Origin of the sequence: Ignatzschineria indica, assembly GCF_003121925.1 — a bacterium.
In the GTDB taxonomy this organism is placed as follows: Bacteria; Pseudomonadota; Gammaproteobacteria; order Cardiobacteriales; family Wohlfahrtiimonadaceae; genus Ignatzschineria; species Ignatzschineria indica.
Map to the genome: position 1 here is coordinate 557,043 of NZ_QEWR01000002.1, position 21,038 is coordinate 578,080.

Here is a 21,038-nt window from a genome sequence, read left to right on the forward strand (position 1 = left end):
AAAATCCAGATAGAAAAAAGCTACAACATCTAAAGATATTATAGCTCTAACTTATACTCTCTATTTTTTAATTAACAGCATTAATAGAAACATTAATAGAAGCTGTTACTAAAAACCTTTAAAGAAGACCTTAAAATGAACCCCTTAAATACGCGACTACTTATACCAAACTTCGGTAATTAACATCGATGTTGTTGGGTCGGCACTCTCAAAAACGAGATCAGCGCCATCATGCTTCTTAAACAGGACGGAATCATATTCAGCAAGATAGACCACTTCCCCTTCAAAAATAAGATTACAACCTTTGAAAACAGTGACTAAAGTGAAGTCACCTTTACGATTGTAGACCTCTTCCTTCTTTAATGTTACGCAAGAAAGCTCATGCTCTACCGCGGCATCACGACTCATCACGTTATAATCTAAAACGGGACCATCAGCACTTAACACTTCCGCATGATCACCGCCATCAAAGGTCACAATAGGTCCTTGATAAGAGAGTGTCTGTTTTGTTTCTCCCAATTTCAGCTCGGCACTCTTTCCTGAGAGAACGCTTAAGCTTCTAGAGACGCCTGGATAATGAGAAAAATGACCTGGGAAGATGATAGCGGCAGCACTCACACGCCACTCAAAATTACTAAGGTCCGCATCTAATGGCCAAATAACAATTTGGCGGGTTGTCCCTAACCCGTTTTTCCAAGGCTCTTCAATAAGTGTACTGTATTTTATAAGTTCCATAATTTTCTTAAGCTCTCTCAATCTAGATTAAATATCTTCTCATATACTGAAAAGGTCTATACATCTAATAGATCTCAATAATAGGGGCTTTTCCCTGCTATTGCAAAAGTTATCCCGCAGAATATGATCTCCTTCCCTCTAATCGCTTAAATTTTTATCGTTTATTGCGCCTTCTTCTCTATAGATCCCTCTACTATTTTAGCTCTATTTGGCTCTTTGTCCTCTCTCTCAACCATACTCGAGCAGTAAAAAAGTGTTAGTTTTTAAAAATTTTAATTAGAAATTATCCCGCTTTCCCTCTAAAATACGCACTTTAACAGACATTTAATAATATTTAATAAAGGGCGAACAATGTGCGGAATTTTCGGAATCATTAGTCAACAAAAGAATATCCTCCCAACCCTCTTAAACGGCTTAGAACAGCTCGAATACCGAGGTTACGATTCTGTCGGTATCGCCTTTTTAGACAAAAATGATTTAAAACGACTCAGAGCTGTAGGCCGTGTTGAAAATCTGCTCCAAGAAGCCTCTCCTTATGAGAGTTCTATCGGTATCGGTCACACTCGCTGGGCAACGCATGGTGGCGTCTCTATCGAAAATGCTCATCCTCATCAATCAAGTCATTTAATGATTGTCCACAATGGGATTATTGATGGTTATGATGAACATAAACAACGCCTTCAAAGTATCGGTTATCACTTTGAGTCAGAGACAGATACGGAAGTATTAGCGCACCTTTTACACGAATCCTCCACAAAACATGATTCGCTCTTAGAAGCAGTAAAGCATGTTATCGCAACTATTAGCGGTAATTATGCATTTTTAGTTTTAGACCAAAACAATCCTAATGAACTGATCGCAACAGCTCAAGGATGCCCTTTAATCATTGGATTAGGAGAAGAGAGCCACTACATCGCCTCCGACATTGCGGCGATAATCTCTGAAACAAATCGTCTTCTCTATTTAGAGAAGGGGGATCTTGCTATCTTACGTGCCGGTGGTGAACCGACGCTCTTTAATTACCAAGGAGAAGCGCTCTCTTCTGAAGAGATTACAGATAAGATCAAAATTTCCGATCTCACATTAGAGAAGCTTGATATCGGCACCTATCAGCACTTTATGCTCAAAGAGATCTTCGAACAGCCAACAGTATTGGAAAATACCATGGCGAAAACGATGGCGGAAGCGGATCACTCACCATTCTCTCCGACGCTTTTTGGAGAAAAGGCTGTAGCGCTATTCCCTCAAATCCAACGAATCCAGATTCTTGCATGTGGTACTTCCTATTTTGCCGGCTTAGTCGCAAAATATTGGTTTGAGGAGATTGCCAAAATTCCAACTCTTGTAGAGATCTCCAGTGAATATCGTTACCGCACACCGATTGTTGAAGAGAACACGCTAGTGATAACGATCTCTCAATCGGGTGAAACATTAGATACCATCGAAGCCCTTAAACATGCATTAGAGCTTGGCGCAATGAGTTCGCTCTCTATCTGCAATGTCAAAGAGAGCGTACTGCCACGCATGAGTGATTGCTCCTTCTATACCGAGGCAGGAATCGAGGTGGGTGTTGCTTCTACAAAAGCATTTACAACACAGCTCATGAGTCTCTTTATATTGGCCAATAGTATTGCCATGAGCCAAGGAGGACTCTCTTCCAAAGAGGCGAGAAATAATCTACAGATGATGCGGGAATTACCGGCGATGATTATTCAGAGCTTTAATTGCCAAGAACTTGCAAGTCAATGGGGAACACTCTTCTTAGAAGCAACTAGCGCACTCTATTTAGGTCGCGGGATTCATTACCCCATTGCGGCTGAAGGTGCATTAAAGCTTAAAGAGATCAGCTATATTCATGCAGAAGCTTATCCATCAGGAGAGTTGAAGCACGGGCCGCTTGCGCTTGTCGATGATCAGATGCCTATTATCGCTCTTCTCCCAGATGATGCCCTCTTTGAAAAGGTCCGCGCCAATCTTCATGAAGTTTTAGCGCGTAAAGGTCAACTCTTTATTATTACCGATAGCAAGGTGCCACTAGATGATCTCAAAGGAGCCCATATTATGCATCTACCTGAAGTGAGTGATCTTTTAAGCCCTATCCTCTTTACCATCCCGATCCAACTAATCGCTTATTATGCGGCACTACAACGAGGAGAGGATATCGATAAACCGAGAAATCTCGCTAAATCACTCACTGTCGAGTAGTTTATCTTTATAATTTGATAAAACACAGTTGTAAAAAGACGAAAGTTGGAGAGATTCATGAATCCTCATACTTTCGCCTTTACTGTTAAATCTCATTAAATTTTAAAGAGTGATTAAACCCGCTCAAACCTAATCAACTCAGATCAAACTCAATCGAGCAAGTTTGGTCGGCATTGATCGCTCCTGGAGATCGATTAAGCTTCCGCCTCATCATCTGCGACAATCTCTCTTCCGGGAAGAATAAGATTTAAGATCAGAGCTGAGAGCGAACCGACGGTAATACCTGATTTAAAGATTACCTGAACAAACTCAGGAAGTGCATTTAACACCTCTGGGCGCATCGTTACCATCAAGCCTAAACCCAATGAGACAGAGATCACTAAACCATTACGTTTATTGATCTCAACACGACCTAATACTTGAATCCCGGCAGCGATAATCATGGCAAACATCATCAAACCTGCTCCACCTAAAACAGGAAGAGGGATCGATACCACAAGCGCACCAAAGATAGGGAAGATGCCGGCAAAAAGAAGCAAAATTCCTGCCATTGCAACCACAAAACGACTTGCAACGCCTGTTAAAGAGATGATGCCGATATTTTGCGCAAAGGTTGAAAAAGGCGTCGTGGACATTAAAGCAGCAAGCGCTGACCCTAATCCTTCACATAAGATTCCTGCCTTCATCCGTTTACCGGTTACTTTAGTCTGCGTTGCTTCACCTAGTGCGAGGAAATTTCCACTCGATTCAACAATCGTTACAAGATAGGCGATACTCATTCCGATAATGCCGGAGATTGGAAAGGCAAAACCATATTCAAAGAGCGATGGAAGCGCGAAAACTTTAGCAGACTCAACGCCTGAGAAATCGACTAAACCTAGTTCATAGCCAAAGCCCTTCTCTAAAATAATCACCGCCAAATAACCAACGATCATTCCTATCACAATTGATGCAGATGCTAAAATACCCTTCCCCCACTGCGTCAAAGCAATCACCACAAAGAGCACAAAGAAAGCAACTACAAGATTAGGGCCTGAAGCATATTGTGGAGAGCCCACCTGCCCACCGGCAAACCAATCTAACCCTACTGGAAGAAGACTTAAGCCGATCATTGCAACCACTGTACCGGTCACAACAGGCGGAAAGAGTTTACGAATTTGTGGCATAAAGAAGCTGCCAATAATCATCACTAAGGAAGCAACTAATGAAGATCCTAAAATCCCGGCAACACCATATTCGCTATTACCGATTGCGATAGCTGATGCTACGAAGGTAAAACTTGTCCCCATTACAGCCGGCAATTTAAGCCCTATAGGACCAATCCCTCGAGATTGGACAAAGGTGACGGCACCAGAAACTAAGAGCGCAGCATTCACTAAGGCCACTTTTTCGGCACTAGGAAGGCCTAAGGCGCTACCGATCACTAAGGGAACAGCGATAATACCGCCGAGTGCAGCAAGTAGATGTTGAGCGGCAAGGAGGAGTGAGATTGAAAAAGGAGGTCGATCTTCAAGATGGTATAACAGATTATCTTCTTTCATTAGAGGTCTCTCAAGAGTAATAAAAAAGCGGTACAACTAGAGAGGCTGCCCTATTATAGCGATGAAACAAGAGCAGAAAGATCGTATCTATAATGACCCTTCTGTAAAGTTACCTAGCAGTAATAGTCCTCAGAATAATATCGCTATTAATAATTGTTGATATTATCCAAGGTTAGAGATTATCGCGATTAGAGATTATCGAGATTAGAGATTCAATATCAGCCTCATCTATTACGCGCACATTATACACCTCTTTTTCGAAAAGAGAGCCTAATTCAGGTGCTTAATTCATCTTTACATAAAGATAAGGAGAAAAAGAATAAGCTATACAATCACCTCCCTCAAAGTGCTGTTTTAAAATTAGTCGCTCTTTGAGTAAAAGAGAGGCAAAATTTAAGCAGAACCGTGATGTTTAACTTTTAACGCGACGATATCTTCTACCGGCATAGAGCGATTCCACTCAAAGCAACTTGGACAACTCCACTGCAAGGTCTTTGTCGTATAACCACAAGAATCACACTGAAACTGCGCATAACGATCGAGCATCTCCTGAAATGTTTGATCGATCAATCGCGCAGATTCATTCTCTTGACAATATTTTTGTAGTTGATTGAGAATTGTTAGCCCCAATAAATTACGATCTCGCTTGAGAGATGATTGTAGATAATTGATCCCCGCCTCAAATGATTGATGCAAAATAAGGTAATGCGTCTTCCAAACCCTTAACATAATATGGTGATTTTTAGCGATCATCGCTTCTAACCAAGTAAGAAAATCTTCTTCTCGACTTTGTAGATGGTAGAGTTCATAAACGATCGGAACAATAAGTGGAATCAGCTTAATCTCTTGTCGCTCAATCTCCAATAATGTCTCTAAAGCTAAGGTATATTGCTCATATTGATAGAGACCATAAGCTCGAATCAAAGTTGCTCTAACACAGTTTTTATCTGCCTTATAAGCTTTATCGAGCCAAAGCATCACGCGCTCTAACCCTGTTGCACTCTTCTCTGCCAATGCCTCTTCTGCTAATTCACAATAGAGATGCGCCATCTCTGCTTTTAAGAGAGGTGTAAGCGACTCCATCTGTTCAAGCATTGCGATGCTCTGCAACCATTCTCTCTGCTGCTTATAAATTTTTGTTAACTTGAGGAGAGCAAGATCTCGATACTCTGCCGACTCAAGAAGCTGGCGAAGCGTGCTTTCAGCGCGATCGAGCATACCGGCGGCAAGATAATCTTCCGCTAAAGAGAGGTAGACCTTCTCCGTTAATGCTTTTGTGGGCGCTTCCTTAATAAGATACTCGTGAAGATTGATCGCTTTATCGATCTCTCCTCGTTTGCGAAAAAGATCGCCTAACATCAGGCTAAATCGTAAGTTATCAGCATCGAAATCTGGAGGGAGCGTTAGTAACGATTCATCGACCTCCTGACTCTCTTCAATAAAGTAACGGAGATTGAGATAACGGAGCATCTTCTGCTTTTTGACGTTATCTCGCTTCGCGGCAAGCCAGCCAATCAGTAAGCCTAATGGTAGAAGTAACCAGATATATTCAAGCATAATTAAATTGCAACAATGACTCCCCTATCACGATCACGGTAGGGGAGTCTGCTTATCGAAGAAGCTCTTCTTTGTAGAGAGGTTGTGGCGCTTATACCGATTACTCTAGAAATCAAAATCGCTCTGCTCCTCTAAAAACTGATCCATCTCACTCATGCTCTATTAAAGCTCTATTGATTAAAGTACATGCGTTTTACGCTTTAACTCTGCATTCTCTCTTTCAAGCTTCTTCACAGAGCTTTTCAGGGAGAGATGTTGGAAGAGTCGAGAAACATTGAGCAATGCAAGAACAGCGATTGTAAAAATCGCTCCCACAATAAAGACAATACAGATAAAGAGGGAGGTATTAATTGTTGCTTCACCTAACAGATAATTGAAGGTGACATCACTATGACGATTCACATAGAAAATGATAAACATTACCGCAAAAATCAGTAACCAAATCGCCAATTTCAACCAAAAGTAGATTCGCTTCATACTCTTATCAATCCTTTCCCATAAGTCGTTCCGGAGCCCGGAATTGTAGATACTGTTGTAGACACTATATATTCAAATACGAGCTTTTCATTCTACCCTTATCGTGCTAAATTATAAAGCGTTATCAAAGATTGAAGTTGAGCGTCACATCTATCGATTGCAGGTGGCGATAAATAGAGCGCTATAAAGCAGATCGAGTATGAATAATATCTATACCAGATATAACACTTAAATAGAGACTGGCTTAAAATAGCAACCGCACGCTTAAAGCATAGATCTATTATAGAATCTCCTATAGATTAGATTAAATGGGATTATAGAATAACGATGTTACGATCTATTACTTTGACATCATTAATATCCATAACTATAGACAAGGATAGAAGATAGAGTAGATCTATCGATAGATACAATCGATAGATATTTATAGAGAGATAGAGATATAAACTTGATAGCGAAATATAATGCTTGATCTAGCGCTTCACCTATCGATTTATAGAGAGATTTTATATCGTTATCGATTTACAATACTCATTCAATCGTCATATTATAAAATCACTACTCCAATGAGAAGATTTGTTAAGTGGTCTCGATCCTTAAATGCTACAAAATTAAAGCAAGTTTATAAGTATTGAGAAGAGAGCTAAAAAACTTAAAAATGTGAGATAACTCAAAGTTAAATAGCTCAAGCGATAGAGCTCAAACTAAAACTAAATAAAAATTAAGTACAAATAATAACGTTGCTTCCCCATTAAATGGTAGGCATCGATCTCAAAAAGAGAATTACAGAACTTTAAGCAATTTAGAAGTCTATTTTGAATAGAATTTTTGAAAGAATTGTTAAAAGAGTTTTGAGTAAAAATTTAAACAGTAGAGAGCGATAGTGCCTTATTGGTCGATATCTTGTTCTTCATCAAAATTAATCGCATCAACATCGGTGTTGATCAAGGTTAAAGTTGACCAAGGTTAAAACAAGCTCTTAAGAGTAAGTGTATGGTTTATTGCAGAATCTAAAGAAAAAGAAGAAGTTTGATTCTCTCCTATATTGATACATATTAAATACCTAGCGGGTAGATACTTAAGATAGATATTTAAGTCCTATTGAAGGCCTGAATCACAGCCACCACTACAATCACAATTAAAATTACAATCACAAAGACAACTTAGAAAAAGATTATATGAATTCGACACAAGAGACGATATTATCACGTTGGAACACCTTCTCTGTCAGAGGAAAGTCCCTATTAGAGCAGAAAGCCCCTTTAGAGGTAGAAGAGATTCTTCCGCCTTCGGTTATTTTGGTTCAACTCTCTCGACTCTTCACTCTGAAGTTACTCACGAGCGGTTTAATTATTACTCGCTCTATCAGTGATACCATCTTCCTTAAGCTCTTTCTTGAAGCACTCGATCCTAAACTGAGCGTCAACACACTATTTCCAAAAGATGCGGATAAGCCCATCAATATCTCAGCTTCTGATCTCATTATCGCGCCCTACACTCTCTTCTCACTCGATGCGATGCGCAGACAACCCTTCAATCCAGAAAACTTCGATTGTATCATTGTCGATCAAGCAGTACCGATTGCACTTATCGATGATCTCTTCTTCCTCGAAGAACAAAATCGCAGTTATCTCATCGAAAGTTTTGAAAATCATCCTTCCTATTTTCTAGCTACCTGTTTTTCTGAAATTAGCGAGCCAATCTTAGCTTCTCTTCCGAAGGAAAAAATAGAAAAAGCCATTAATATCAATATTATCAATGTTCCTAATAGTAAGGCAGAAGTTGAAACTGAAGCTAAAGCTAATAACGATATTGATATTAATATTGAAGAGATAGCATCACCAACAGCAGGGACTAGACCTTCCTCGAATACAAAACCTACAGCTAAAAAAGGGATGAAAATTAGTCTTAATAGCCATAAAAAGGAAGAGAGCAAAGAAGAGACCTCAAAAGACGCAGAGTCGACCGCTTCAAAAGAGCAACAGAGTACAGGTGGCACCTTTATTGCAATGGTTCCCAGAAATTTACAACGTCAATATATTCGTGATTATATCCGAGAACATAATCTTCAAGATGTATTAGTGATCACCCATAATCGACAATCAGCTCGCCTATTAGAGAAATATCTCTATCGTGCGCGTATTCGTAGCCGTATTGTGCATGAAAAGATCGATGATGAAACAGCCAATAGTCTCTTTGATCGCTATCATGAAGGGCAATTTAACACCTTGATTTTAATGCATCGTGTCGTTCAAGATTTTGCGGACAAGATTACAAAATGTGATGCCGTCTTCTTCCTCGATTTTCCTACGGTTTATGCTGAATATGAGGAGCGCCTGCAATTTGTTCAGCAGAAATTTAACCCGCAACACTTTATCTCGATCGCTTCTGAGAATGACCAGGTGTGGGTCGATGCACTCTTTGAAGAGTACCCCGATCTTCATCTTCCTATCGAAATAGTCGATATCAAACCACCAAAGCGTCAAAGCCGCGGAGAGAGTAATCGAAATAACAATCATCGAGAGAATCGTGATGGTAGAGACCAACGCAGTCGCCGAGATCATCGAGCACGCACCTCTAAAAATAATCCTGCTACTGAAGCCACTGAAGCGCACAAGGCAAAAGTAGCTGAAAATAGAGTAGAGTCACAATCTCAAACCGTCAATAATATTGAAGAGAATGCACAAGAGAATGCTCAGAGCGCTCAAAATAGTAGACGTGAAGAACGAACACCACGCCGTGGACGTGTTAAGCGTCAAGAACGAGTCAAACGTGAAGTCAAACCACGTACAGCTCGCCGCCGCCGGGATGATCGAGAAAATCAACCAACACCTTCTGCTCAACCCGCTGCTAAAGGAGAGAGCCAAAGCGATTTCTTTAGCAATAATCACGATGAGATCGTCAATAAGAATCGACTCCCCTTCGAGTCAGGCTCATTTGAAGCAAATATTGCACGGGAAAATCGTAGAAGAAATCGCGATCCTTTCGGCGTTCCAGGGGGATTAGGTCAATCATCAGATGGTAATTTTATCCAAAATTTAACCCAAGGATTGAGCCCCAATACTAACCAGACACCCAACTCAAATACCCCGACTAATAATCGCCGAGGTAGAAATAATCGTCCAAGAACACGTGGTAGAAAGAAATAGAGATTAAAAAATAGAGATTAAAAAAATAGATCAAAAGCAGAGGTTTATCATGGCTATCAACTTAATCACACAAGAAGGGATGGAGATTCTGCAAAAGGAGCTCGATTATCTTTGGCGAATTGAACGCCCCGAGATCACACAGAAGGTGACTTGGGCTGCCGGATTAGGCGATCGCTCGGAAAATGCCGACTATCAGTTTAATAAGCAGAAACTACGTGAAATCGATCGTCGCGTTCGGCATCTTCGGAAGCGTCTTGAGGTTCTTCGCCCTGTTCCCTACTCTCCTCAACAGGAAGGAAAAGTCTATTTTGGCGCTTGGGTAACTTTGATGGATGATGATGAAAATCGCCTATTTTTTCGCATTGTTGGTGCAGATGAGATCGCGCATCATAAAGATTACTCCTCCGTCAACTCCCCCATTGCTAAAGCCTGCTTAGGAAAAGAGATCGATGATGAGCTCTTTGTTAGAACAGAGCATCTCTCAAAGCGTTGGTATATTGATGATATCTTCTATGGCACGCCGGAAGAGATCAAAGAGAAGATCCCGGCAACTACGATAACCGAATAACCAGAGCGACAAGGGTGACTAACAATACAGGTAATATTAAGACAATTCCCACTTTAAAGTAGTAACCCCAAGTAATTTTGAGATTATTCTGACTCAATACATGTAACCATAACAGGGTTGCTAGACTACCAATCGGTGTAATCTTAGGTCCGAGATCACTACCAATCACATTGGCATAAACCATTGCCTCTTTCGTCACACCTGTCGCAATAGAACTATCGATCGAAAGAACGCCAATTAAAACGGTAGGAAGATTATTCATGACCGACGATAGAAGCGCCGACAAGAGCCCGGTCCCGATCGTTGCGCTCCAGATCCCTGCTTCAACTAACTGATTAAGAAGTATTACCAGATACGCCATCAGTCCGGCATTTCTTAAACCGAAGACCACCAGATACATCCCCAAAGAGAAGAGAACAATCTGCCAAGGCGCCAATAGAAGCACTTTTTTAGGTGCTACTACACCCCGTTTCCCGGCAACATAGAGAAGAAAGAGCGCGCCGGCACCGGCGATCACACTGAGCGGGATCTTATAGTGATCAGAGATAAAAAAACCGATCAGCAAAAGAATCAACGTTATCCAGCCAGCCCAAAAAAGAGGCTTATCTTCAATAACATTACTAGGGAGAAGCTTATTACCTGAAAGTTGATATTGAAATCGGATCTCTCTGCGATAGAAGAGCCCTAACACTAACATCGTCATCAAAATAGAGACGATATTGACCGGCACCATAACTGATGCATAACGCCCAAATGAGATCGCATAATAATCAGCAGAAACAATATTTACTAAGTTAGAGACTGTAAAAGGAAGACTTGCCGTATCGGCAATAAATCCTGCCCCCATCACAAAAGCTAATGTTGAAGCACGACTGACCCCCGCTTTCACTAAAATTGCCATCACAATCGGTGTTAAAATCAGCGCTGCACCATCATTGGCAAAGAATGCAGAGATCAATGCGCCTAAAAGCATCATTAGAAAGAAGAGCCTTAAACCGATGCCGGCTCCTAAACGAGTAATATGAAGTGCTGCCCACTCAAAGAAGTTGGCTTTATCCAACACAATACTGATAATAATTATCGCAATAAAGGTTAAAACGGCATTCCAGATAATTCCCCAGACAATCCCGATATCGGACAGAGCGATGGTTCCTGTAACTAACGCTAAAATAGCGCCCAATGAGGCGCTATATCCTATCCCCAACCCTTTCGGTTGCCAAATCACCAGTATCATTGTAAAAATAAAGATCGAGAGAGCGAGAATCATAGCACTATCAATCATCACGCCCTCCACTCTTTTACAGTTCTTTTACAGTAATACGTTATTAATATATTATTGATACATCAATAATCAAGCGCAACTAGATATGCTCTACTCTATCTAGAAGACCTAGAAGCGCTATTTAGAAATTATCATCTCTTAAGAAAAACAAGATCCCAAACACCATGCCCTAAACGACGCCCTCTTGCCTCAAATTTGGTCGGCATACGATGGGTAGGGTTTTCAATAAAGCCTTCCACACTATTTTCATAATCAGGAGCGGCGAGCATCACCTCCATCATATGCTCTGCATAGGGTTCCCAGTCGGTTGCTAAACAGAGTCGACCACCACTACAGAGCTTTTTCGCAATAAGTGCAACAAATTCAGGCTGAATGATACGACGTTTATGATGCTTCTTCTTATGCCAAGGATCGGGGAAGAAGATCTGAACACAATCGAGCGCTCCATCAGGTATCGCATGCTTTAAGATATGAACGGCATCATAATCGATCACTCGAATATTGGTTAATCCCTTCTCCTCAACATCTAAGAGTAGACGACCAACACCAGGTCGATGCACTTCGATCCCTAAAAAATCACGCGCAGGTTCATTTTCAGCCATCTTAGAGAGAGAGGCACCATCACCAAAACCGATCTCTAAAGTACGCGCACGGTTTTGACGGCCAAAAATCTGATCAAGATCCCAGACCTCATCCACAATTGTATGAGAGAGAAGATAGGGACTCTCTGCTAAAATTCGCTCTTGCCCCTTTGTTAGTCGCCCTTCTCGCTTCACAAATGAACGAACGGTTCGTAGTGGACGATCCTTTTGCTGATCCTTCACTACATCATCATGCTTTTCAAGCACCACTTCATTACTGTTTTCGATATTTCTCATTAATATATTCGTTTATGATCTGTTTAAATTCTTGAGCGATCTGCTCCCCTTTTAGGGTTACTGATCGTTCACCATCAATATAGACTGGTGCGACAGGTCGCTCACCATTCCCCGGTAGACTAATGCCGATATTCGCCATTTTAGATTCGCCAGGGCCGTTAACAATACATCCCATAACTGCAACCACCATCTTCTCAACCCCTTCATATTGGGTCTTCCAAGTAGGCATATTGTTATCGATATAGGATTGAATATCTTGCGCTAAATGTTGGAAATCATCACTACTTGTTCGGCCACATCCTGGGCAAGCGACCACTTTTGGGGTAAAAGCACGAATCTGTAGACTCTGTAAAATCTCTTTCCCTACGAGCACTTCCTCGGTCCGAGAGGCATTAGGTTCCGGCGTTAAAGAGATACGAATGGTATCACCAATTCCTTCTTGAAGTAAGACGGCTAATGCCGCAGTTGAAGCCACTGTTCCCTTCATTCCCATCCCTGCTTCTGTTAAGCCCAGATGGAGCGGTACCTGAGTCAATGGTGCGATATCACGATAGACCTTAATTAACTGCTGGCTCTGACTCACTTTCACAGAGAGGATAATATCTTCATCTGTCATCCCAATCTCTTTCGCAAAAGCAATACTCTCTAGCGCCGAGACAATCATCGCTTCACACATCAATTCATCATTAGACAGAGGGATTGTTTTTTTAAGATTCTCATCCCAAAGACGCTTTAAAACCTCAGGATCTAAACTCCCCCAATTGACACCGATTCTAACCGGCTTTTGATGCTTGAGCGCCTCCTCAACGATGGCACTAAATTGTTCATCTTTTCGTGCCCCGCGCCCTACATTGCCGGGATTAATTCGCAATTTCGCCAATGCTTTGGCACATTCAGGCTCAGCTTGCAGTAAACGATGCCCATTAAAGTGAAAATCCCCAACAATCGGCGTCTCATACCCCGTAGCTCTTAGCTGCTCTACAATATGAGGAACAGCCTTTGCCGCTAATTCGGTATTGACCGTGACGCGAACAAGCTCCGAGCCAGCATCCGCAAGCTCAATAATCTGCGCAACAGTTGCCGCAACATCTTCTGTATTGGTATTGGTCATCGACTGAACCCTAATTGGATAATCAGAACCGATGCCGATATTTCCCACCATCACTTGACTTGTGGGGCGTCTTTTGATGGTAAAAACCATATAAAGTCCTTTGTTGAAGATCTAAAGTTATCAATGCCGGACATTATCGCTAAAATAAGCCCTTTGCACAAGATCGGGAGTGGGTGATTCTTATCTATCACCCCTCTATCATTGGTTATCGAGAATTTTTATTGGAAATTACTGGTCGATGGAGATTGATGATCGAGAAAAAGATTACTCCCCCAGCGACTTCATCCTCTTTACCTCACCCCTTTGCTTTATCGATGACAGCTAGGAATCTCTGTTATAATCGTAAATATGAAAAATATCATCAGATATAGTCATCAGATATAATCATCAGGCACATTAATATAAGGTTATAAATAAGGTTATAAAATTTTATGTCATATCTTGTCTACAAAGCGCTACATATTATCTTTATGGTCACATGGTTTGCTGGCCTCTTCTACCTTCCCCGAATTTTTGTCTATCATGCATCAAATAGTAATCCCGCAACAAGCGAGACATTTAAGGTGATGGAGAAAAAGTTGATGATCATGACCAATATTGGCGGAGCCCTTACCGTCATATTTGGTTTGATCTTGATTATGAAGAATCCGGCACTTCTTAAGATGGGATGGTTTCATTTTAAATTGACACTCGTCTTTCTTCTTCTGATCTACCACTTCTACTGCTATCGTTATGTGTTAATCTTCCGTCACGATAAAAATCACCACTCCCACAAGTTTTATCGTTACTTCAATGAGATTCCAAGCGTTATCTTAGTGCTAGTTGTCTTCCTTGTAATCCTAAAAGCGATCCCCTTTATTCACTTCTAATTTGACCACTTTTCCATAATCTCCCATAAAAAGAGGCTAGTCCTAGCTAGCCTCTTCTATCATCCATCTGTTATCTGTTATCTGTTGTCTGTTGTCTGTTGTCTGTTGTCTGTTATTATTTAAGCACTATCTATAGCGATTTTAACGTCTCTAAAACCTCTTCTGCATGACCCGGCACCTTCACTTTACGCCACTCATGAAGAATTGTTCCACTCTTATCGAAGATGAAGGTACTACGTTCAATCCCCATCCCTACCTTACCAAACATCTTCTTCTCTTTAATCACATCAAAGGCGCGGCAGAGTGTCTCTTCCGGATCTGATAAGAGGGGAAAATTGAGTTCAAATTTATCTGAAAACTTAATATGAGAATTTTTACTATCTCGAGAAGCCCCTACAACAGCACAATCTAGCTCAGCAAATTGCGATAATAATTTATTAAAATCTTGTACTTCATTACTGCACCCCGGCGTATTATCCTTTGGATAGAAGAAGAGCACAATATACTTCTCCTTTAAAGAGTCGAGCTCCAATGGCTCTCTCTGCGTCTCATAGGGGGTTGATAAAATTTCTGTTGTGACTTTCTCAATCATATTTCCCATTCTAAAACTCCGTTACTTATAGTTATAGGTTATCGATCAGTTGTCGATCACTTTGACAATCGATCTTTCCATCTCTTCTCAATATAACATGAATAGACCATATGAATAGATCACATAAATAGATCATGCGAATGAATCATGTGAATGAATCGTATGAATGGATCACATCAATAGATAGCATAAAGAGTAAGGATTAAATTGATGCTACAGGATTGGCTGACGCTCTACTATACCCCAAAAATTGGCGCAAGACGCTTTCAACAACTTCTCAACTATTTTGGCTCTATCGAGAAGATTTTAGAAGCAGATCAACTCGCTTGGCAAGAAGCGGGAATTCCCAGCTCTGTCAAACATCCTAATCATTACCAATTAACACCTAAAATAGAAGCGGCACTCAATTGGGCGGAAGAGCCTAATCATGCCATTTTACATCTTGAAAGCGAATCCTATCCACCCCTCTTAAAAGAGATCTTCGATCCACCGGCGATCCTCTTTGTTAAGGGCTCTATCCCGCTTCTCTCCGCACCCCAAATTGCGATCGTAGGTACGCGCAAGCCGACAGAAGAAGGAAGCTATAATGCTAAACTTTTCGCCTCAGAATTAACCGCTGCCGGACTTACGGTAACGAGTGGTTTAGCACTAGGTATCGACTATATTGCCCACAAATCAGCTGTTGAACGTCAAGCACCTACCGTTGCCGTTTTAGGAACGGGGCTCAATGAGATCTATCCGAAAAACCATCTTCCCTTGAGCGAAGCGATTATTGAATATGGAGGCGCCATTATTAGCGAATATCCTCTCCATATGCCGGCAAAACCTCAAAACTTTCCCCGGAGAAATCGTATTATTGCAGGTTTATCTCTCGGCACATTGGTGGTAGAAGCTGCACAAAAATCAGGCTCTCTCATCACTGCAAGAATGAGCATGGAGGAGAATCGTGATCTCTTTACCATTCCCGGCTCCATCCATTCACCACAATCTCGAGGCTGTCATCAATTGATTCGTGAAGGCGCAACCTTGGTAGAATCGACTCACGATATCCGCTCTCTACTCAAGGGCTGGATTGACCCTGCACCAGACTCACCACAAACATCTCTTAATCTTATCATTGAAGAGGAGCTCCCTAATGAGAAAGCCAAAAATAGTCGCTTCCGCCCAAAGAGCGAAAAGAGGACTGTTAGAACACCAGCCCCACGACTACCGGCAGATCACCCTCAATATGAGCTCTATCAGCTCTTAATAACACCAAAATCGATCAACCAACTAGTTGAACAACTTAATAAGAGCGCTGCAGATATCACCACTGATCTGATGATGCTTGAGATCGAAGGCGTCATCACCTCTGATCAAGGAATCTATCAACAAAAAAGAGGTTAAATCGATTATCAAAGTATGATGAGGAGTTAACGGCTCGGCAGATCGATAAAGTATTCCCGTTTAATCTGCTCATATTGCTTTATAAACTCCGTACGAGAGTACCCCTTGAGATAACACCCTTCAGCACTCATCAATAAAATATCGATAGTAGGATGAAAAAAGGTTGTTAGACTCAATTGAGGTAGAGATCGATTCTTAATAAATGCATCCCAAAAAGAGTCTTCAATATCTCTACTCTCTTTAATCATAGGAATCTGCTTCTCTAACAATAGCGCTTCGAGCGATTCTGTTAACGAATTTCCCACCACAACAAGTTGTGAAAAGAGATTGATCTCTTGCAGAAAAGTGAAAAACTCGAGTGTTGCCTCTTCATTTCCTCGATAGAGATAGAAGAGACGTAACTCCCCTAAAAGACTATTGATACCCCTTAATCGTTCCCCTTCCCGCCACTCAAAGTAAGGAAGCGAAGCGCCGGCACTGAGAGCATATTGATGATCAAATACCGATTGTGTACTACCGGCTAAATAATTCGCAAAAATTTGCAGACGCGCTAACGCCTCATCGCTCGTAAGATTCTTTAAAGTAGGGAGATAACGCTCCATCCTCCAACTTGAAGGCATCGATATCTGTACCCGAAATGGACGCTTTGCAACCATTCGTTTTAAGAGCTCTATCTCCGCACTCATCTCCGTTAGGGGGGCGATATAGAAATTCTCTAAAGTACTCAATACTTGATCTTTTCGATTTTGAATCATCATATCCTCACTACATATTTAGTGTTCTATCATATCGATCTTATGTAATAAACTCTAGCAGAGGATTAATGAAAATAATCGGTCATGGTCGGCAATGGTCAATATCAATCGATTCATGCGGATTATACTGATTATACAAGCAGGAAGATAAATACCAGCAATAAAAAAGGTGCTTATCAAATAAGCACCCTCTTATACTTATACTCTTTACAATGATCTCGGCGATACGCCTACTGATTAATCATTACTTGCAAGGATTAAACGAAGTAAGCTTGAGAAGATATTATAGAGCGCAATATAGATATCTAATGCTACGCTGATATAGTTATCTTCTCCACCTCTGACAACACTATTCACGCGCCATAAGATGATTGCTCCTGAAAATGGAATGATCAACATCGATAAAATCAAGTTAATCATCGGCATCTTTAAGAAGAGGAAGTTAAGCGCGATAGTGATAATCATCACAATCCCTAACGCTCCAACATACTTACCAATTGGAGAGAAATCTTTTGTTTTATCTCCACCCAAAATAGCTAATACTAAGAAGAGACCCGCAGTTCCTCCTGCTGCAATCCCGATATATTGCCAGCCATTTGTGGATTTAAGCGCTAATGTTAAGAGAGGACCTAACATCATTCCCATCAAAAAGGTAAAGACAAACATCAATACCAAACCGGTAACCGATGTTTTATTCGCCTCAATCGCAAAAGAGAGACCGTAGAAAGCCACCATAAAACCGATAAAGAAGATAATGGGGCTTGAAACCATTAAGTTTAAGACAACATTGGTTTGTACTGAGATAAAAGCACCAATAATTGTCGGAATAAGGGAGAGCGCAACTAAAGTATAAGCTTGACGCAATACCTTATGCATCCCTTCACGCTGTACGCCAGTATAGGCATCTGCCTGATAATAGTTATTCATCTAATTAACTCCTAAGGGTTAGTTGTAGATCGACCTTTTCAACGATCGATATTTATCATGAATGAACGAAAGTTAATAAAATAGTAAAACTTAAAGCCTCTCTTCCTACAGCTCTATCCACTCATACCGCTCATGTCTAAAGAAATCTAGCCCCTTTTTGACAATCATCGATACACTATAGCAATATCTTACAGAAAACCTGTGTATATCTATGCAGATCTGTATAGATCTATGCAAATATATACTAAACCTGTGGAAAGAGTTAGCTTCTCTTTATATCGATTGTATCATCTTTGATAGAAATTTAGCGAGCCTTTCCGTTGAAATTAAGCGTAAAAAATGAGATTCTACACTCCATTAAAGTTTATTAGCCTGATCTTTCTGATCCCAACTTTCGAGCATAAATTGTCGTGCCCAAGACTAGATATCTACCCTCCAAACTTGCGATTGCATTAATGCTCTCGCTACCGGCCTTGTCTCTGGCCTCTACCCCTGTAGCTTGTCAGATCTCTCCACTTGCTCAACATATTATGCCGCTCAATAAAGAAGCGACTCAAGAGCAGATTTTTGTAACGGCAAATGAAGGAAATCTCACTCCAACAAATGCCCATCTCTATGGAGATGTTGAGATACAACTGGGCAATGAGTGGTTAAGAAGTGATCAGTTTGATATGGATCGCGTCCATCAAGTGATCACATCAGAAGGGAAAGATGTCCGTTATGCAACCCCAGATACAGTACTTGTTGGCGATCGCCTTATACATAATATCGATAAAAAAGAGACCTCGGTTACTGCAGCAACTTACTACTTGAAAGCTGGTACCAATATACAAGGGCGTGCGACAAAGATAGATCACTTTGATAATCAACAGAAAACCCTCTTGAAAGATGCCACCTACTCTGCCTGCTCAGTCGATAATGAGATCTGGAAAATTGATGCAAAAGATATCGATATCAATCATGCTGCAGGACGCGCAAAAGCTTATGATGCTACTTTCGATGTTTTCGATATCCCGGTACTCTACACTCCTTACATCTCATATCCGATCGATGGAAAAAGGCATAGTGGAATCCTCTTCCCTGAGTTTGAAATTAGTCGAAGCAGTGGAATCTCCCTCTTTCTACCCTACTATTTCAATATCGCTCCTAATATGGATGCGATATTAGCGCCGGGGATCATCACTAAAAGAGGCGCAGCGATAAAAGGTAATTTTCGTTACCTTAATGAGTGGCAATATCTCACCCTTGAAGGAAGTTATCTCTTTCGAGATAAGCTCTACGATAATAAGAAGCGATGGTATCTCAAAGCGGAACAGCGCTCTCAATTTAATAAAAACCTTTCCGGAAACATTCTCTTTCAAAATGTCTCTGATAAAGATTATATGAGTGATCTTGGAAAACAAAATGGCCTTTATGAAGAGGTAACATTAGAGCGCCATGCCGTCTTAAATTACCGAACCGATCACTGGACAACGCTTCTTCGTTTCCAAGATTTTGTTGTCACTGATCGAGAGATTGTTAAACGGAATCCATATGGTCGATTACCGCAGCTACTCTTCCAAGGCGGATGGAATCTGGGCAATCTCAATATCGATCTTCATGGGGAGCTCGTTCACTTTGCTGCTAAAAATGATCGCTTCTTAGGAGAAGATGCAAGACATCCCCGCGCGGCAACTCGTCTCGACCTAATGCCCACTATTAGCTATCGATTGGAAAATGCATGGGGGTTTATTGAGCCTGCGGCAAGATTTCGCTATACCCAATATCATCTCAATTATCATAATAAAAAGTATCAAGACGGAAATAAAACCAACTTCTCTCGTTCAATGCCGATCTTAAGCCTTGATGCCGGCTTCTTTTTAGATAAAGAGATGCAACTAACTAATCTATTTGGTGGTGGTGATTTTACACAAACCTTTGAGCCTCGCCTCTTCTATCTCTATGCCCCCTATCGCAACCAGAGCCATATTCCTATCTTTGATACTTCAAGGATGGATTCAAACTTTGACAATCTCTTTAACTTTAATGATTTCTATGGTGCTGATCGACAGAGTAATGCTAACCGACTCACAACGGCAGTTACAACGCGGCTCATTGAAGATAATAGTGGTTATGAGCGCTTCTTCCTCTCCCTAGGACAGACGCAATACTTCACTTCACCACGTATTACGCTCGGCGAGGATATTAAAAAAGGGGAAAATAAAATTCGTCGCTCTGCACTCACTGCAGAGACAGGGGTTGCCATTACCCGTGATCTCTATGCAAAAGCAAATCTCGACTGGTCAACTAACAATAAACAGGTGATCTACGGAACATTTGATCTCAACTATCGCCCGGCTTCCGACAAAATATTCTCAATTAGTTATCGCTATAACCGCGCAGATTATGTTGAAGCAACAAAAACAGATCAGATCGATACCTCTTTCTACTGGAGCCTCAATAATAAATGGGCTATCGCCGGCCGCTACAACTATATCTTAAGCGAATCGAAGATGATCGATAGCCAATTAGGGGTTGAATTTCGAGATTGTTGTGTCACTACGCGTGTTGCCGCTCGCTACTATCGCAATAATGTCTATGATGAACAAAAACAGTGGCGCGTCTATATTGAGTTTGATCTCAATGGCATCGGCAGTATCGGCCAAAATACCGATGGTTTATGGAAAGATAGCATCTCAGGCTATTCTTCACGACAAGGAAAATTTTTCTAAAGAAGAGACTCCCGCTTCACCTGACCTCTACAGAAAATGGCAGCTTGATAATTAATTTTTATCAAGCGCTTCTTTTTTCTCCTTTTTCTCCGCTCAATCTTGCAATTCATTAACAAATGATTACCCCAAATAAGGCTCTTTTAAAGTTTTCCCTCCTTATATCGTAAACCCACAAGCAATAATCGCTATTTAATATTTAAAAAAGGGTAGCCATATGGGATAAAACGTGTAAAATTCCCCGAACCTCAAATATAAAGTGGGGATTTTATGAGAAGATTCTTTCTCATTTCGATAC

General features: G+C 41.0%; 16 protein-coding genes. 6 read left to right on the forward strand and 10 right to left on the reverse strand.

The genetic code is table 11. The features are described from left to right. Window positions 1–156: 156 nt before the first annotated feature. Complete coding sequence (locus DC082_RS02510; RefSeq protein WP_094567177.1) at window positions 157–735, reverse strand: HutD/Ves family protein; 579 nt, start codon at window positions 733–735, stop codon at window positions 157–159. A gap of 351 nt (window positions 736–1,086) precedes the next feature. On the opposite strand from DC082_RS02510, the gene glmS reads away from it, so the two are divergent. Beyond that, the gene (gene glmS, locus DC082_RS02515; RefSeq protein ID WP_109235613.1) at window positions 1,087–2,940 is read left to right on the forward strand and encodes a glutamine--fructose-6-phosphate transaminase (isomerizing); all 1,854 of its coding nucleotides are present in this window, start codon (window positions 1,087–1,089) and stop codon (window positions 2,938–2,940) included. 194 nt (window positions 2,941–3,134) lie between these two features. Here glmS and DC082_RS02520 read toward each other — a convergent pair whose 3' ends face one another. From DC082_RS02520 to DC082_RS02530, 3 genes are all read right to left on the reverse strand, one after another. After that, window positions 3,135–4,481, reverse strand: coding sequence for a nucleobase:cation symporter-2 family protein (locus tag DC082_RS02520; RefSeq protein WP_109235614.1), 1,347 nt, complete (start codon window positions 4,479–4,481; stop codon window positions 3,135–3,137). Between the two features lie 393 nt (window positions 4,482–4,874). Beyond that, a complete protein-coding gene (locus DC082_RS02525; protein ID WP_109235615.1) occupies window positions 4,875–6,038 on the reverse strand; it encodes a hypothetical protein in 1,164 nt (387 codons plus the stop codon). Window positions 6,039–6,215: 177 nt separating this feature from the next. Beyond that, window positions 6,216–6,515 carry a lipopolysaccharide assembly protein LapA domain-containing protein gene (locus DC082_RS02530; protein ID WP_094567172.1) on the reverse strand — a complete coding sequence of 100 codons (300 nt, stop codon included), beginning with the start codon at window positions 6,513–6,515 and terminating at the stop codon, window positions 6,216–6,218. Between the two features lie 1,178 nt (window positions 6,516–7,693). Between DC082_RS02530 and DC082_RS02535 the strand changes: the two genes are divergently transcribed. Both DC082_RS02535 and greB read left to right on the forward strand, forming a co-directional pair. Further along, window positions 7,694–9,664, forward strand: a complete 1,971-nt coding sequence (locus DC082_RS02535; protein WP_109235616.1) for a hypothetical protein — start codon at window positions 7,694–7,696, stop codon at window positions 9,662–9,664. A gap of 49 nt (window positions 9,665–9,713) precedes the next feature. After that, window positions 9,714–10,232, forward strand: coding sequence for a transcription elongation factor GreB (gene greB / locus DC082_RS02540; protein WP_109235617.1), 519 nt, complete (start codon window positions 9,714–9,716; stop codon window positions 10,230–10,232). Here the strand turns inward: greB and DC082_RS02545 are convergent. From DC082_RS02545 to ispG, 3 genes are all read right to left on the reverse strand, one after another. Continuing rightward, a complete protein-coding gene (locus tag DC082_RS02545) occupies window positions 10,216–11,499 on the reverse strand; it encodes an arsenic transporter (protein ID WP_109236169.1) in 1,284 nt (427 codons plus the stop codon). The genes greB and DC082_RS02545 overlap by 17 nt on opposite strands. Before the next feature lie 146 nt (window positions 11,500–11,645). Continuing rightward, window positions 11,646–12,392 (reverse strand): tRNA (guanosine(46)-N7)-methyltransferase TrmB, encoded by a 747-nt coding sequence (trmB, locus tag DC082_RS02550; RefSeq protein WP_109235618.1) that lies wholly within the window; start codon window positions 12,390–12,392, stop codon window positions 11,646–11,648. Beyond that, window positions 12,370–13,593, reverse strand: a complete 1,224-nt coding sequence (gene ispG / locus DC082_RS02555) for a flavodoxin-dependent (E)-4-hydroxy-3-methylbut-2-enyl-diphosphate synthase (RefSeq protein WP_109235619.1) — start codon at window positions 13,591–13,593, stop codon at window positions 12,370–12,372. Before ispG ends, trmB begins: the two co-directional genes overlap by 23 nt. A gap of 341 nt (window positions 13,594–13,934) precedes the next feature. Between ispG and hemJ the strand changes: the two genes are divergently transcribed. Continuing rightward, entirely contained in the window at window positions 13,935–14,372 is a 438-nt protein-coding gene (gene hemJ, locus DC082_RS02560) for a protoporphyrinogen oxidase HemJ (protein ID WP_109235620.1), read from the forward strand. Between the two features lie 130 nt (window positions 14,373–14,502). Here hemJ and DC082_RS02565 read toward each other — a convergent pair whose 3' ends face one another. Then, window positions 14,503–14,973 (reverse strand): peroxiredoxin, encoded by a 471-nt coding sequence (locus DC082_RS02565; RefSeq protein ID WP_109235621.1) that lies wholly within the window; start codon window positions 14,971–14,973, stop codon window positions 14,503–14,505. 201 nt (window positions 14,974–15,174) lie between these two features. Between DC082_RS02565 and dprA the strand changes: the two genes are divergently transcribed. After that, complete coding sequence (gene dprA / locus DC082_RS02570; RefSeq protein ID WP_109235622.1) at window positions 15,175–16,350, forward strand: DNA-processing protein DprA; 1,176 nt, start codon at window positions 15,175–15,177, stop codon at window positions 16,348–16,350. Between the two features lie 26 nt (window positions 16,351–16,376). Here dprA and DC082_RS02575 read toward each other — a convergent pair whose 3' ends face one another. Beyond that, the gene (locus tag DC082_RS02575) at window positions 16,377–17,105 is read right to left on the reverse strand and encodes a hypothetical protein (RefSeq protein WP_109235623.1); all 729 of its coding nucleotides are present in this window, start codon (window positions 17,103–17,105) and stop codon (window positions 16,377–16,379) included. A 237-nt stretch (window positions 17,106–17,342) separates the two neighbouring features. Beyond that, complete coding sequence (locus tag DC082_RS02580) at window positions 17,343–18,032, reverse strand: Bax inhibitor-1 family protein (protein ID WP_109235624.1); 690 nt, start codon at window positions 18,030–18,032, stop codon at window positions 17,343–17,345. Window positions 18,033–18,442: 410 nt separating this feature from the next. On the opposite strand from DC082_RS02580, the gene DC082_RS02585 reads away from it, so the two are divergent. Continuing rightward, a complete protein-coding gene (locus tag DC082_RS02585) occupies window positions 18,443–20,743 on the forward strand; it encodes an LPS-assembly protein LptD (protein ID WP_109235625.1) in 2,301 nt (766 codons plus the stop codon). Window positions 20,744–21,038: the final 295 nt, after the last annotated feature.

Coding starts and splice junctions, on each gene's coding strand:
- DC082_RS02510 (WP_094567177.1), bottom strand. CDS start 735: ATGGAACTTATAAAATACAGTACACTTATTGAAGAGCCTTGGAAAAAC.
- glmS (WP_109235613.1), top strand. CDS start 1,087: ATGTGCGGAATTTTCGGAATCATTAGTCAACAAAAGAATATCCTCCCA.
- DC082_RS02520 (WP_109235614.1), bottom strand. CDS start 4,481: ATGAAAGAAGATAATCTGTTATACCATCTTGAAGATCGACCTCCTTTT.
- DC082_RS02525 (WP_109235615.1), bottom strand. CDS start 6,038: ATGCTTGAATATATCTGGTTACTTCTACCATTAGGCTTACTGATTGGC.
- DC082_RS02530 (WP_094567172.1), bottom strand. CDS start 6,515: ATGAAGCGAATCTACTTTTGGTTGAAATTGGCGATTTGGTTACTGATT.
- DC082_RS02535 (WP_109235616.1), top strand. CDS start 7,694: ATGAATTCGACACAAGAGACGATATTATCACGTTGGAACACCTTCTCT.
- greB (WP_109235617.1), top strand. CDS start 9,714: ATGGCTATCAACTTAATCACACAAGAAGGGATGGAGATTCTGCAAAAG.
- DC082_RS02545 (WP_109236169.1), bottom strand. CDS start 11,499: ATGATTCTCGCTCTCTCGATCTTTATTTTTACAATGATACTGGTGATT.
- trmB (WP_109235618.1), bottom strand. CDS start 12,392: ATGAGAAATATCGAAAACAGTAATGAAGTGGTGCTTGAAAAGCATGAT.
- ispG (WP_109235619.1), bottom strand. CDS start 13,593: ATGGTTTTTACCATCAAAAGACGCCCCACAAGTCAAGTGATGGTGGGA.
- hemJ (WP_109235620.1), top strand. CDS start 13,935: ATGTCATATCTTGTCTACAAAGCGCTACATATTATCTTTATGGTCACA.
- DC082_RS02565 (WP_109235621.1), bottom strand. CDS start 14,973: ATGGGAAATATGATTGAGAAAGTCACAACAGAAATTTTATCAACCCCC.
- dprA (WP_109235622.1), top strand. CDS start 15,175: ATGCTACAGGATTGGCTGACGCTCTACTATACCCCAAAAATTGGCGCA.
- DC082_RS02575 (WP_109235623.1), bottom strand. CDS start 17,105: ATGATTCAAAATCGAAAAGATCAAGTATTGAGTACTTTAGAGAATTTC.
- DC082_RS02580 (WP_109235624.1), bottom strand. CDS start 18,032: ATGAATAACTATTATCAGGCAGATGCCTATACTGGCGTACAGCGTGAA.